General features: G+C 62.2%; 12 protein-coding genes. 7 read left to right on the top strand and 5 right to left on the bottom strand.

What is annotated here, in order from left to right; all coding sequences use genetic code 11:
- Positions 1 to 4 precede the first annotated feature (4 nt).
- Complete coding sequence (locus tag CNX70_RS22905; RefSeq protein ID WP_096237358.1) at positions 5 to 1,219, bottom strand: MFS transporter; 1,215 nt, start codon at positions 1,217 to 1,219, stop codon at positions 5 to 7.
- Between the two features lie 284 nt (positions 1,220 to 1,503).
- Entirely contained in the window at positions 1,504 to 2,757 is a 1,254-nt protein-coding gene (locus CNX70_RS22910) for an extracellular catalytic domain type 1 short-chain-length polyhydroxyalkanoate depolymerase (protein ID WP_341865530.1), read from the bottom strand.
- A 185-nt stretch (positions 2,758 to 2,942) separates the two neighbouring features.
- On the opposite strand from CNX70_RS22910, the gene CNX70_RS22915 reads away from it, so the two are divergent.
- Positions 2,943 to 3,527 (top strand): PRC-barrel domain-containing protein, encoded by a 585-nt coding sequence (locus CNX70_RS22915; protein WP_096237360.1) that lies wholly within the window; start codon positions 2,943 to 2,945, stop codon positions 3,525 to 3,527.
- Between the two features lie 82 nt (positions 3,528 to 3,609).
- On the opposite strand, the gene hrpA is transcribed toward CNX70_RS22915, so the two are convergent.
- On the bottom strand, positions 3,610 to 7,761 hold the full coding sequence (gene hrpA / locus CNX70_RS22920) for an ATP-dependent RNA helicase HrpA (RefSeq protein WP_096237362.1): 4,152 nt from the start codon (positions 7,759 to 7,761) through the stop codon (positions 3,610 to 3,612).
- A gap of 57 nt (positions 7,762 to 7,818) precedes the next feature.
- On the opposite strand from hrpA, the gene argA reads away from it, so the two are divergent.
- Positions 7,819 to 9,129 carry an amino-acid N-acetyltransferase gene (gene argA, locus CNX70_RS22925; RefSeq protein ID WP_046685875.1) on the top strand — a complete coding sequence of 437 codons (1,311 nt, stop codon included), beginning with the start codon at positions 7,819 to 7,821 and terminating at the stop codon, positions 9,127 to 9,129.
- A 47-nt stretch (positions 9,130 to 9,176) separates the two neighbouring features.
- On the opposite strand, the gene kdsA is transcribed toward argA, so the two are convergent.
- Positions 9,177 to 10,022 carry a 3-deoxy-8-phosphooctulonate synthase gene (gene kdsA, locus CNX70_RS22930; RefSeq protein WP_096237364.1) on the bottom strand — a complete coding sequence of 282 codons (846 nt, stop codon included), beginning with the start codon at positions 10,020 to 10,022 and terminating at the stop codon, positions 9,177 to 9,179.
- A 219-nt stretch (positions 10,023 to 10,241) separates the two neighbouring features.
- Here kdsA and CNX70_RS22935 point away from each other — a divergent pair, with 219 nt between their 5' ends.
- The gene (locus CNX70_RS22935) at positions 10,242 to 10,514 is read left to right on the top strand and encodes an oxidative damage protection protein (RefSeq protein ID WP_034750797.1); all 273 of its coding nucleotides are present in this window, start codon (positions 10,242 to 10,244) and stop codon (positions 10,512 to 10,514) included.
- 226 nt (positions 10,515 to 10,740) lie between these two features.
- On the top strand, positions 10,741 to 11,175 hold the full coding sequence (locus CNX70_RS22940) for a DUF6622 family protein (RefSeq protein ID WP_244198929.1): 435 nt from the start codon (positions 10,741 to 10,743) through the stop codon (positions 11,173 to 11,175).
- Positions 11,176 to 11,240: 65 nt separating this feature from the next.
- Here CNX70_RS22940 and rpiA read toward each other — a convergent pair whose 3' ends face one another.
- Positions 11,241 to 11,918 (bottom strand): ribose-5-phosphate isomerase RpiA, encoded by a 678-nt coding sequence (rpiA, locus tag CNX70_RS22945; RefSeq protein ID WP_096237366.1) that lies wholly within the window; start codon positions 11,916 to 11,918, stop codon positions 11,241 to 11,243.
- A 206-nt stretch (positions 11,919 to 12,124) separates the two neighbouring features.
- On the opposite strand from rpiA, the gene CNX70_RS22950 reads away from it, so the two are divergent.
- From CNX70_RS22950 to CNX70_RS22960, 3 genes are read left to right on the top strand one after another with little or no spacing between them, the layout of a single operon-like run.
- Positions 12,125 to 12,493, top strand: coding sequence for a response regulator (locus tag CNX70_RS22950; protein WP_096237368.1), 369 nt, complete (start codon positions 12,125 to 12,127; stop codon positions 12,491 to 12,493).
- 2 nt (positions 12,494 to 12,495) lie between these two features.
- The gene (locus CNX70_RS22955; protein WP_071075909.1) at positions 12,496 to 13,122 is read left to right on the top strand and encodes a chemotaxis protein CheC; all 627 of its coding nucleotides are present in this window, start codon (positions 12,496 to 12,498) and stop codon (positions 13,120 to 13,122) included.
- Positions 13,123 to 13,127: 5 nt separating this feature from the next.
- A complete protein-coding gene (locus CNX70_RS22960) occupies positions 13,128 to 14,099 on the top strand; it encodes a sensor domain-containing diguanylate cyclase (RefSeq protein WP_167389710.1) in 972 nt (323 codons plus the stop codon).
- The last annotated feature ends 121 nt before the right edge of the window (positions 14,100 to 14,220 follow it).

Raw genomic sequence — 14,220 nt, forward strand, 5'->3', positions numbered from 1 at the left:
GCCATCAGTGCCGGGCCAGCCGCACCTCGCTTTGCCGGCGCCCCGCCATGCCCCGCGTAAACAGCAGCAGGCAGGCGGCAATGACCACGATGACGGGGATATTCAGTAGCGCATACGTTTCCAGCGCATAGCCGAAACGCTGGCACAGCACGTTGTACAGCTGCAGCCAGGCGGACAGATAAATGCAATACAGCAGGCTCATGGCGGCCGTTGTCAGTGTCATCGATTCCTTGCTGGCCGTGATTGCGCTGCGGATCAGGGCGCCATTGAACAGGCCGAAGCCGATGGAATAGACAAACATGCAGGCCGCAAACACATCCACGTGGTGGCGGCCCGCGCCGGCGCCCAGCATGCCGGCGGCCGCGATCAGTCCGCCCAGGCGCAGCAGATGGACGAGGGGGAAATCCTGGCGCAGGCGCTGGATGGCGATGCTGCTGAGGACAAAGCCGGACAGAATCACGCATTGCAGCGCGATATACGTGGCATAGGACGCGCCCATTTCCTGCAGCACGAAGAGGGGCGAAAAGCCGATCCAGGCCGTCAGGGGCACGGTGGCCAGCCCGGCCGTGAACATGCCGAACATGAAGCGCCCGTTGCTGAAAATGGCGACATAGCTGCGCACGATGGCGCGGCCATCCAGGCGCGGCTGTGTCGCCGCCGTGCGCGGCATGCTCTTGAACAGGCCCAGCAGAGACAGCAGCGCCAGCAGGCCGGAGAGGAAAAACACGTAGCGCCAGTCCAGCCGGCTGATGATGGCGCTGCCGAGGATGGGACCGGCCAGGGGCGCGAGGATGGTGGTGCTCGACAGAATGCTGCTGAGCTTGACGGCCGCCATGTCGTCGAACAGTTCATGGATCATGGCATAGCCGATGAAGATGAAGCAGCAGCCCATGCCCTGGATGAAGCGCAGGGCGAGAAATTGCTCGATGGAAGTGGCAAATGGCACGGCCAAGGTGGCCAGCAGGAATAGGGTATTGCCGGTCAATACCAGCTTGCGCTTGCCGATCGTGTCGGCCAGCGGGCCCAGGACAATCTGCAGCGAACTGCCGCCCAGCAGATACAGGCTCAGGGACAGAGGGACGAATTTTGCCTCCGCCTGGAACTCGTCGACGATGCCCAGCATGGCCGGCATGATCATGTCGTTCGACAGATAGATATTCAGTTCAAAGACGAGGAAAAACGCAAAAAACCACAGCAACTGCCTGGACTGGATGGACATGGTGCATTCCGTAACGTGGGTGGCTGCCGTCAGTGCGTGCCGGTCGTCGGGGCATGGGACGACGGACATGGATCACACTGAAAACGTGTACCAATTGTATACCAGTTAGGGTTTTTATCGCTTATTTTTGTGATTTTTAAATACCGCAGCAATACCACTTGAAAAACCGAGGGCAGCACGGCATGCGCTGCCGGGGCTGAGGAGGGCACGGCCGGCACTGAGGGGAAGGGAGTAGCGATGCGTACCAGTGCCTGCCGCGCCGTTGCGGCGCGCGGCAGGCTGGCTTAGCGGCGGCGGTGGCTGGCGAAGAAATCGAGCAGCATCTTGCTGGCGTCGGGCTTGGCCTTGTCGTTGAACGGCAGGCTGGCGTCGCCGCCGCTCCACGCGTGTTCAAGGTGCTCGACCTGCGCCACGCGCAGCAGCACCTCCTGGCCCACCTGATAATCGTGCAGCGCGTACGCATGGGCCGGATTGCGCCCGCCCGCCGCGCCGCCCGGCAGGCGCTGCGCCGTCACCAAGGTATCGGCTGGCAGGCGGTTCACGCGCACGCTCTGGCGCACCAGCTGCGTCTGGTTGATGGGCCGCACCACCTTGTCGGCCAGCCCTTGCAGCAGGATGGTCGGCAGGCGAGGAAACGCGGGCTGGCGCGCCAGCACTTCATCGATGGCCGCGTCGGCACGGGCGGCAGCGCCATGCTGCATCACGCCCAGCGCGCCGATCAGGTTATGCCCGGCGCCAAACACGGGCCCCGAATGCAGGCCCAGTGCGGCAAACAGATGGGGATGGTTCAGGGCCACGATATGCGCCATGCCGGCGCCGGCGGAAATGCCGCAGATATAGATGCGCGCGCGGTCGATCGCGTAGCGGGCCGCCACTTGCTCGATGGCGCCGACGATCAGGCGCACGTCGCCGCCGCCCTCCTGCGTCAGCTTGTCGTACCACTTCCAGCAGCGGCGCGCATGCGAACGCAGCGATTGCTGCGGATACAGCACGGCATAGCCCTTGCGTTCGGCCAGGCGGTTCATGCGCGTGCCCTCGGCAAACTGCGTGGCGCTCTGCTCGCAGCCATGCAGCATCACCAGCAGCGGCCGGCCCCGGCTGCGCATGGCGACGCTGGGCGCCTTTTCGGGCAGGTACAGGAAATACGGCAGGCGCCGGCCCGGCAACTGCCCCAGCTCCGGCAACGGCGCATAGTGGGCGGCCAGCCACTTGCCCGGCGGGGGCGCCGTTCGTTTGCGCACGCGCGGGGGCGACAGAGGCGTGGCAAACGGCGCCAGGGCGGGCACGGCGTCGCTGGCGGGCCTGGCGCGCGGCGTCGGTCTGGGCTTGGGCTTGGGCTTGGCCACGGTCTTGCTGCGGGGTTTAGCCTTGGGCTTGGCGGGTACAGGCCCGAACAGCACCTTGGCCAGTTTGGTCGCCGTACGCTGCTGCGCCTTGCCGGCGCGCAATAGCCCGCGCAGCCACTTGGTGGCGGGCTTCACCATGGCGAGCGGCGCGCGTGGCTTGGTGGAGCGTAGCGCCAGTTCATCCCTCTGCAACGTTGCATCGTCAGCATGTGCGGCCTCCTCCGTAGAACGCATAGAGTACCGCAATTGGCTGGCAACACCGTGCGTTTGCACACCGATAAAAGTGCCGGAGGCACGATTGAGGCAGATCAAGCGTGACCTTGGGCGTATGCTTACGCTAGGTGTTCGATCAGCATTTCACCAGAGGAGAAAACACCATGAGCTATCTGGACCGCGACATCCTGGGCATGTACCGCAACGACGACGGCCCGGGGCCGGCCCTGATGGGGGCCGACACCCTGCTCGGCGACGATGTCTACAATCACAGCGACGAGGAACTGGGCGACATCAAGGAAATCATGCTCGACATGCGCACGGGCCAGATCGCCTATGCCGTGCTGTCCTTCGGTGGCATTCTGGGCATGGGCGACAAGCTGTTTGCCGTCCCCTGGGAACGCCTGACCCTGGACCCCGTCAACAAGCGCTTCTTGCTCAACGTAGAAAAAAACCAGCTGAAAGACGCACCCGGTTTCGACAAGAACAACTGGCCCGACATGGGCAGCGATGCGTGGAACCAGCAGATGGAAGCGTTCTATGGCAGCGGCACGCGCTATGGCAGCGGCGCCATGGCGGCGGGCCGCATGGCATCGGGCAACGACCTGCGCAGTGGCGCCAGCCTGCAATCGGGCAGCGACAGCAGCATGTCCGGCACCTCCATGAGCGGCAGCCGCGCCGGCACGGGCAGCAGCCAGGGCGGCTCGCACTCATCGCTCAGCGATGACGGGCGCGACGAGCGTAGTTAATGGACCAGGCAGACAAACCCGACAGGCAAGGGCCGGGGTCGTACCCTGAGGGTACGACCCCAGTCTTTGCTTGGGGATGAACCTACCGCTGCATCGACTCCCATACTTTCTGCAAGCGCTTGGCAGAAACAGGCATCGGCGTGCGCAATTCCTGCGCAAACAGCGATACGCGCAGCTCTTCCAGCATCCAGCGGAACTCGACCAGTTTCGGGTCCGTGTTCTTGCCGGCCTGGCGGTCCTTCGCTTGCCGCAGGTAGGGTGCGGCCGCCGATTGCCATTCGGCCATCAACTTGGTGTCGCGCGCGGGGTCGGCGCGCAGTTTTTCCAGGCGCACATTGATCGCCTTCAAATAGCGGGGGAAGTGCGCCAGCTGCGTGTACTCGTTTTCCGTCAGGAAGCGTTTATGCACGAGTCCCTGCAGCTGCGACTGGATATCGGCCGCTGCCGCTGCAGGAATATTCTGCAGGCGCTTGGGCAAGCCGTGAAATTCCGTCAGTACTTGCGACAGCAGGCGGGCGATTTCATTCACCAACAGAACCAGGCGCGACTTGCCTTCCGCCTGGCGCTTGGCGAACGAAGCGGCGTCCAGCGGCAGCGGATCTTGCAGGCAAGCGATGTCGAGCGCCTTGTTGATGATTTGCTCGCGCAGCTCTTCCTGCGACCCCAGGGCCATGAACTGCATGCCCATCTGCTGTAAACCCGGGATGCTTTTCTCGACGTACTTGATCTGCTCCTTCATTTGCAGCGCGAACAAGCGGCGCAAACCGATCTTGTGCGTGCGCGCGGCCACGGTCGGGTCGTCAAACACTTCCAGGTCGCAATGCGTGCCCTTGTCGACCAGCGCGGGAAAGCCGATCAGGGTCAGCTTGCCCTGCACGATTTCGAGCAGCTCCGGCAATTCGCCAAAGGTCCAGGCCGTCAAGCCCATGTGCTGCGAGACGGTGGCATTCGGCGCTGCCGGCGCGGTAGCGGCGGACGCGCCCTTGCCTGCTGCGACCGTAGCGTTCTGTGCCTGCAGCCGCGACGCCACTTGCGCGCCAGCTACCTTCGCACCGGGCGTGCCCGTGCCCGACACGCCGGACACTTCAGCCAGTTTCTGGAAACTCTGGCGCGCCTGGCCGCCGAATTCCGCCTGCAGGGTGGCCAGGTTGCGGCCCATGTCCAGCTGGCGGCCATGCTCGTCGATCACCTTGAAATTCATGAAGTGATGGGCAGGCAGGGTTTCCGGCTTGAAATCCGTCGTCAGCACGTTGATGGTGATCTGCGTGCGGATATCGAGGATGATGGCGTCGATCAGGTCACCCCGGCCAAACACGCCCGCTTCATGCACGCGCTCGCAGAATTTCGCCGCATAGTCGGGCAGCGGCACGCAGTGGCGACGCAGCTTTTGCGGCAGCGATTTGAGCAGCAGATGCACTTTTTCCTTCAGCATGCCCGGCACCAGCCATTCGCAGCGCTCGCGTGGCAACTGGTTCAGCGCATACAGCGGCACGCTCAACGTCACGCCATCGCGCACGCTGCCCGGCTCGAAGTGATACGTCAGGCCCATTTCCAGGCCCGTCACGGACATGGTTTTCGGGAACAAGTCGGTGGTCACGCCGGCCGCCTCGTGGCGCATCAGCTCTTCGCGGTTCAGATACAGCAGCTTGGGGTTCTCGCGCGTGGCTTCCTTGTGCCATTTTTCGAAACCGGCGCCATTGCACACGTCCGCCGGCAGCAGCTTGTCGTAGAAGGCGGCGATCAGTTCATCGTCGACCAGCACGTCCAGGCGGCGCGATTTGTGTTCGAGGTTTTCAATGTCCTTGATCAGCTTGTGGTTGTGCGCAAAGAATGGCGCGCGCGTGTCGAAGTCGCCGCCGACGAGGGCGTCGCGAATAAAAATTTCGCGCGCTTCCGGCAAGTTGAAATTGCCGTAATTGATGCGGCGCTGGCTGTACACCACCAGGCCATACAAGGTCGCGCGTTCCGAGGCCGTCACTTGCGCCGAACGTTTTTCCCAGCGCGGCTCGCCCCACGATTTTTTCAGCAAATGTTCACCGACTTTTTCCAGCCATTCGGGCTGGATCTGCGCCACGCAGCGCGCATACAATCGCGTGGTGTCGACCAGTTCGGCCGCCATGATCCACTTGCCCGGCTTTTTCAGCAGCGAGGAACCGGGCCAGATATGGAACTTGATGCCGCGCGCGCCCAGGTACCCGGCGCCCGGCTCGTCCTCGCCCTTGAAACCGATATTGCCCAGCAAGCCGGTCAGCAAGGCCATGTGCAGGTTGTCGTAGGTGGCCGGTGCCTCATTCAATCGCCAGCCCTGCTCCTTGACGATGGTCAGCAGCTGCGAGTGCACGTCGCGCCATTCGCGCAAGCGCATCTGCGACAGGAAATTCGTGCGGCAATTGTCCTGCAGCTGGCGGTTGGTTTTCTTGTGCTCGATGGCGGACTCGAACCAGCGCCAGATTTTCAGGTAGCTCAAGAATTCCGACTTTTCATCGGCGAATTTCTTGTGCGCCTCGTCGGCCGCCTGCTGGTGCTCCATCGGGCGGTCGCGCGGGTCTTGCACGGACAGGGCCGAGGCGACGATCAACACTTCCGTCAGACACGCGTTATCGAGCGCGGCCAGGATCATGCGGCCCACGCGCGGGTCCAGCGGCAGCTTGGCCAGCTTGTTGCCCAGCGCCGTGAGCTGGTTCACCTCGTCGACGGCGCCCAGTTCCTGCAGCAACTGGTAGCCGTCGGCCACCGCGCGCGCCAGCGGCGGCTCGATGAAGGGGAAGGTTTCCACGTCCGTCAGGTGCAGGGATTTCATGCGCAGGATGACGGCGGCCAGCGAAGAGCGCAGGATTTCCGGCTCCGTGAATTTGGGCCGCAGCAAATAATCCTGCTCTTCGTACAAACGGATACAGACGCCATCGGCCACGCGGCCGCAACGGCCGGCGCGCTGGTTAGCGGCCGACTGGGCGATCGGCTCGACCTGCAGCTGCTCCACCTTATTGCGATAGCTGTAGCGTTTCACGCGCGCCAGGCCCGCGTCGACCACGTAGCGGATGCCGGGCACGGTCAGCGAGGTTTCCGCCACGTTGGTGGCCAGCACGATGCGGCGCGCATTGCTGGTCTTGAAGACCCTTTCCTGCTCCTCGGCCGACAGGCGCGCGAACAGGGGCAAAATCTCCACGTGCGGCGGATGGTGCTTGCGCAGCGCTTCGGCGCAGTCGCGAATTTCGCGCTCGCCGGGCAAGAACACCAGCACGTCGCCCGAGCCGATGCGGCACAGCTCTTCCACGCCATCGACGACGGCATCCATCAGGTCGCGCTTTTCGCGCGCGGCAGCGGTGCGCTGGCCAGGCTTGTCAGGGTTGGCGGCACCCGGCATGACCACCTGCTCGCGCTCCACGGGACGGTAGCGCACTTCCACCTGGTACAAACGGCCCGACACTTCGATCACGGGCGCGGGTTTTCCCGGCGTGCCGAAATGGCGCGAAAAGCGTTCCGCATCGATGGTGGCCGAGGTGATGATGATTTTCAAATCGGGCCGGCGCGGCAGCAGCTGTTTCAGGTAACCGAGCAGGAAATCGATGTTCAGGCTGCGTTCGTGCGCTTCATCGATGATGATGGTGTCGTAATTTTTCAACAACGGGTCGGTCTGCGTCTCGGCCAGCAAGATACCGTCCGTCATCAGCTTGACGGAGGCGCCACGGCTCAGGGTGTCGGTAAAGCGCACCTTGAAACCCACCGTTTCGCCCAGCGGCGTACCGAGTTCCTGTGCGATGCGCTTGGCCGTCGAGGAAGCGGCGATACGCCGCGGCTGCGTATGGCCGATCATGCCCTTCTGGCCACGTCCCAGTTCCAGGCAAATCTTCGGCAACTGCGTCGTCTTGCCGGAACCCGTCTCGCCCGAGACGATGATGACCTGGTTTTCCGTCAGGGCCTTGGCGATTTCGGCGCGCCGGCCCGAGACGGGCAAGTCTTCCGGATACGTAATCGGTGGCAGCGGATTGCGGAAAGCCTTTTCCGCCTCGCGCGCGGCGCGCGCTGCGTCGCGGCTTTCCTGGCCCTCGCGCGGGGCGCGCTGCTGCTGTTGCTGTTTCTGTTGCTCCGCGCGCGGCGGCTGCGGCCTTTGCTGGCTCACGGGCGGGCGTGACCGGCCCTGCGCGGGCGTAGCGGCAGGCGTGGCAATATCCGCGCTGGCGGGCACATTTGCAACGGTGGACGGAGGGGAAGACTTATTGCTGGCTGAAGACATTGTTTTTTTACAGGTATTTTAAGCGCGCACATCGCGCAGCGAATTATAATGCGCTTAATGGAAAACCCTACCCAATTCGTCCAATGGCTGCGCTCCGTCGCGCCCTACATCCACGCCTTTCGCGGCAAGACCTTCGTGGTCGCCTTCCCCGGTGAACTCGTCAGCGCCGGGGCGCTGCAGGTGCTGGCCCATGATTTGTCCCTGCTGCATGCGCTGGACATCAATGTCACCGTCGTCTACGGCTCGCGGCCGCAGGTGGCGGAACAACTGGCCTTGCGTAACGTCGAAGGCCGCTTCCACAACGGCGTGCGCATCACGGATATCGCCGCGCTGGAATGCGCGAAGGAAGCGGCCGGCGAGCTGCGCCTCGATATCGAGGCCGCGTTCAGCCAGGGCTTGCCGAATACGCCCATGTCGCATGCGGCCATCCGTATCATTTCAGGCAACTTCATCACGGCGCGCCCGCTGGGCGTGATCGATGGCGTGGACCTGGAACTGACGGGCATCACGCGCAAGGTCGACGCCGAAACCATCCATTCCATCCTCGGTTCCGACGGCCTGGTGCTGCTCTCGCCGCTGGGCTTCTCGCCGACCGGCGAAGCGTTTAATCTCACCATGGAAGATGTGGCCTGCAGCGCCGCCATCGCCCTGCACGCGGACAAACTGATTTTCATCACGGAAACACCGATGATGGAAGACGCCACGGGCGTGGAAATTCGCGAACTGTCGTCGCACCAGGCCGAAGCCGTGCTGATGGCAGGATTTTTGCCGGACGCCACGGCGTTCTACCTGAAACATTGCGTCAAGGCTTGCCACAACGGCGTCGAGCGTTCGCACATCGTGCCATTCTCGATGGATGGCTCGGCCCTGCTGGAATTGTTTACCCACGATGGCGTGGGCACCATGATCAGCCATGAAAACCTGGAAAGCCTGCGCCAGGCCACCATCGAAGACGTGGGCGGCATCATCAAACTGATCGAACCGCTGGAAGCGGACGGCACTTTGGTGAAGCGGGGCCGCGAGCTGATCGAACGCGAAATCGATTATTTCTCCGTCATCGAGCATGATGGCGTGATCTTCGGCTGCGCCGCCCTGTACCCGTTCCCCGCGCAAAAGATGGCGGAAATGGCATGCCTGACGGTCAACCCGGAAGTGCAAGCCCAGGGCGACGGCGAGCGCATCCTGAAACACATGGAAAACCGCGCGCGTGCCGCCGGCCTGAACAAACTCTTCGTACTGACCACGCGCACCTCGCACTGGTTCAAGAAACGCGGTTTCGTGCCCGCCACCGTCGACGATTTGCCGAAGGACCGCCAGCATATGTATAACTGGCAACGCAAATCCCAAGTGCTCATCAAGACACTGTAAAACTGAAAAAGCCCGGCATGCCGGGCTTTTTCTTTACTTACACATCATTACTTGATATTCAACGGCGCAAACGATTTGACCAGGTCATCGAGCGCCTTCAATTGCGCCAGGAATGGTTCCAACTGGTCCAGCGGCAAGGCGCTGGGGCCGTCGCAGCGGGCGTTGTCCGGGTCAGGATGGGCTTCCAGGAACAGGCCGGCGATGCCGACGGCCAGGCCGGCGCGGGCCAGGTCCGCCACCTGCTGGCGGCGGCCGCCCGAAGCGGCGCCGCCGGGGTCGCGCTGCTGCAGCGCGTGCGTGACGTCGAAGATGATGGGCAGGTCGTCACAGGTTTTCTTCATGACGCCAAAACCCAGCATGTCGACCACCAGGTTGTCGTAACCCAGGCACGTGCCACGGTCGCACAGGATCAATTGATCGTTGCCCGCTTCCTTGAATTTTTCGACGATATTGGCCATCTGGCCAGGACTCAAAAATTGCGGCTTCTTGATGTTGATGACTTTACCCGTTTTCGCCAGGGCCACGACCAGGTCCGTCTGGCGCGCCAGGAAGGCGGGCAGCTGCAGCACGTCGACCACCTCGGCCACCTGCTGCGCCTGCCATGGCTCATGCACGTCGGTAATCACGGGCACGCCGAACGCCGCCTTCACATCCTGGAAGATGCGCATGCCTTCTTCCAGGCCAGGGCCACGGTAGGAATGGATCGATGAACGGTTGGCCTTGTCGAAACTGGCCTTGAACACATAGGGAATGCCCAGTTTTTGCGTCACGCGCACATATTCTTCGCAGGCGCGCATGGCGAGATCGCGCGATTCGAGCACGTTGATGCCGCCAAACAGCACGAAGCTGCCTGCATTGCTGACGTCGATGCCATGGACTTTCACTGAGGTCATACGGATTCCATATTGGTTAATTGCTACTACTTGCTTGGACGAGGCACAGCCAGCGGCTGGCGTGATAAGGCATCTTACTAGCTGGGGCGGCGCAGATCAAATTTGATCCAGCGCAAGGGTGCGGCAAACGGCGCGTGGCCGGGCCGCGACGGCCCCGCGAGGGCAGGCGCAAAGTACCTTATAATCACGCTTTATCTCTACACTGATTCAGGAGCACAGATGGCCCGCACGATCCACTGCATCAAACTCAACAAGGAAGCCGAAGGACTGGATTTCCCACCGTACCCGGGCGAACTGGGCAAGAAGATTTACGAATCGGTGTCGAAAGAAGCATGGGCCGCCTGGCTCAAGCACCAGACCATGCTGGTCAATGAAAACCGTTTGAACCTGGCCGATGCGCGCGCCCGTAAATACCTGGCCACGCAGATGGAAAAGCATTTCTTCGGCGATGGTGCCGATGCCGCCATGGGCTACGTACCACCGACGGAATAAGTTTTATCGCTTGCCCGTGACCACGTCACGGGCAGTTTCACCTGCGTTTCACGCCCTGCCCCGCCGTTTCGCGGCACCTCCTTCCCGTTTCGTCGCACACCGCTCGCCGCCCACGCCGCCGGCTGGCACAGTACGTCCATCGACAACTTCACACCAAGGCGGACACCATGTTGCAGCACATCTTCAGCCACACCCCCTCTACGTCTGGGCCATCCTGGGCTTTCTCGTGTACCGGGGCGTGCTGGCCAGCCGCGCACGCGAAGTGACCTTGCGCAAGCTGTGCATCATTCCCCTGGTCATGCTGGTCCTGTCCCTGAGCGGCGTGCATGGCAGTTTCGGCCTCGATGGCATGGCGCCGTTCGCCTGGCTGACCGGTGCCCTGGCCGGCGCGGCGCTGGCATGGACGCTGGTCGATACGCGCAAGATCGTGGCCATTCCCCAGCGACACAGCGTGCAGCATCCCGGCAGCTGGCTGCCGTTGATCCTGATGATAAGTATTTTTTGCATGAAATATGCGGTCGCCGTAACCCTGTCCATCGCGCCGGCCTATGCCCATGCGACCGGCTTCAGCGTACCCGTCTGCCTCGCCTACGGTGGCTTCAGCGGCATCTTCCTCGGGGCTTGCTGCGCACCGTGGCTGTGTACCGCCAGGCGCACATGACAAGCGGCCCGCAAGGGGCCGCAGTATAAGACAGGTGCCAACGCCGGCGAACGCCGGCTATCACCTTAGTAGGCCAGCGTACGCACGCCTTCCGGCATGCCCAGCAGGCAAACATTCGCGCCGCGCACGGCGAACAGGCCGACGGCGATGACGCCAACGATCTGGTTGATCTGCTGTTCCAGCGCTACCGGATCGGCGATCTGCAAGCCCAGCACGTCGATGATTTCGCCACCGTTGTCGGTAATGAAGGCTTCCGTGCTGCCCGCTTTCAGGCGCAAGCGGGGCGTGCCGCCCAGCGCGGCCAGCTGGCGCGAGACGGCGGCGCGGGCCATCGGCACCACTTCCACCGGCAGCGGGAAGGCGCCCAAAGTGCCCACCAGCTTGGAGCCGTCGGCGATACAGACGAATTGCTTCGCTACCGAAGCAACAATCTTTTCACGCGTCAATGCCGCGCCGCCGCCCTTGATCATGGCGCCGCTGGCCGTAATTTCATCGGCGCCGTCGATGTAGACGGCGATCGACTCGACGTCGTTGAGGTCGAAGACGGCAATGCCATGGCCAGCCAGGCGCGCGGCCGTCGCTTCGGACGACGCGACCGTGCCTTTGATGCGGTGCTTGATCTTGGCCAGTTCATCGATGAAAAAATTGGCGGTAGAACCGGTGCCGACACCGATGATTTCACCGTCGACCACATAATCAATGGCGGCGCGGGCTACGGCTTGCTTCAATTCGTCTTGGGTCATGACATTCAGGCTAAAGTGGGGAATGGCGCTATTTTAACGGATTGCCAGCCCGGCTTGCCGGCCATGATGACCGACCATACCATGAGATACAACAGCTAAACGGGAAAAACTTACCATAGGGCAATTCCCCATTCAATTACTCTCTATGGCCTTTAAAATATGCGAAAATGGAATGATCGACCGATATGACGTTTCAGGAATAGCAAATGAATCACAGTAAACAGGTACTTGTTGTCGATGACAGCCGGGTTTCACGTTTGATGTCGCATCAGTTCATCCTCAGCAAACATGCCGACTGGCAAGTGATTGAGGCGGCGACGGGTGAAGAAGCCCTGGAAAAAGTCAAGACAGTCAACCCTGTCCTGATATTACTGGATGTCAACATGCCCGGCATGGGCGGCGTGGCGGCGGCGGAACAATTGCGCGTGCTGTATCCGCAAACGCACATCATTCTCGTCACGGCGAATGTGCAAAACGCCATCCGCAACCGCGCCAGCGAGCTCGGCGTCGGCTTCATGGAAAAACCGATCACGGAAACCCGCATCCATCAGCTGATCGAATCACTGGGACTGTGAGCATGATCAATCTCTCCGAACTCGAAAACGATGCCCTGGTAGAGATATTCAACATCGGGGTGGGCCATGCGGCCGCCGCGATGAGCGAGATCGTCAATGAAGAAGTCACCATGTCGGTGCCGTCGATCACGTTCCTGAACCGTGCCGACGCGGCCGCCCTGCTGGGTAGCAAGAAGGATGGCGAACGCATCTGCGGCGTCAGCCAGCATTACGATGGCGCCTTCGCCACCGAAGCCATCCTGATGTTCCCGGAAGACAAGAGCCTGGAAATCGTGCGCCTGATGGTGGGCGATGCCATGCCGCTGCAGGAACTGACGGAGATGGAACAGGAGGCGATGAGCGAAATCGGCAACATCATCCTCAACTCCTGCGTGGGCACCCTGGCCAACCTGTTCGACAGCGAACTGCATGGTTCGCTGCCCCTGTACCACGTGGGCACCAGCGCGGAAATCCTGTCCTCGTTCGGCGGCCGCGATGACGAAGCCGTCGTGCTGATGCTGCATATCGACTTCGTGCTGTCCAAGCACCAGATCCACGGCTATGTCGCCTTCGTGCTCGACCTGTCCGCCTTGCACGACCTGAAACAGCAGGTCAGCCACTATCTGGCCAAGGTCCTGGGACAGGCGTGACGATCATGCCGGATGCCTTACACCGACTCGCCCTGCTCGAGAGCATACTCGGCGCCGTCAACCTGGGCGCCATCGTGCTCGACGAGCAGCACCGCATCGTGCTGTGGAACCACTGGATGGCGCGCCACTCGGCATGCCGGGCCGACGCCGTGCTGGGGCAAGACTTCTTCGCCGTCTATCCGGAACTGCGGCACAAGCGCATCGATTCAGCCATCACCCAGGCCCTGCGCGACAATTTCCAGTCGCTATTATCGCAAACGCTGCACAAGGCGCCATTTGCCCTGTACACGCATGGCGCAAGCGTTGGCGCGGCAGAAGGCGGCGAGCGCATGCAGCAGGCGATCGCCGTCACGCCGATCAATCTACCCGCTTCACCGCGCCACTGCCTGATCCAGATCAATGATGTCACCATCGCCGTAGGCCGTGAAAAGCTGCTGCGCGAACAAACCATGGTCTTGCGCTCGCAAACGTTTTCCGACGGCTTGACGGGCATTGCCAACCGCCGCCACTTCGACGTGGCGATCGAGAAGGAAATGCGGCGCGCCATGCGCACAAGCAGCCCCCTGTCGCTGCTGATGATCGATATTGACCATTTCAAGGATTACAACGACCATTACGGGCACCAGCAGGGCGACGACTGCCTGATCCGCGTGGCAGCCGAACTGGCCGCCATGCTGCAGCGCCCCACCGACCTGCTGGCACGCTATGGCGGCGAGGAATTTGCCGCCATCTTGCCCGACACGGACGCCGCGCAGGCGCTGCGCATGGCCGAGGCGCTCCGCGAACGGGTGGCCGAACTGCGCATTGCGCATGCCAAGACGGGCAATGCGGTCAAGCACATCACGGTCAGCATCGGCATCGCCACGCAGCACCCGCAGCAGCAACTGGCCATCTCCGCCCTGATCGGCGCCGCCGACCGCGCCCTGTACCTGGCCAAGGGCGCCGGGCGCAACCGTGTGATGGTGCAGCCATTATAGGAAATGCAAGGCCTGGCAAAGGATTCCAGTAGACATCTTTACGGCGTGTGCGTAGACTCGTAACTGATTGCAGCAACAACAACAAGAATTTGTCTGTGGTATCTATCCATGCGCATGGCCT

Origin of the sequence: Janthinobacterium svalbardense (assembly GCF_002327145.1) — a bacterium.
GTDB lineage: Bacteria > Pseudomonadota > Gammaproteobacteria > Burkholderiales > Burkholderiaceae_D > Janthinobacterium > Janthinobacterium tructae.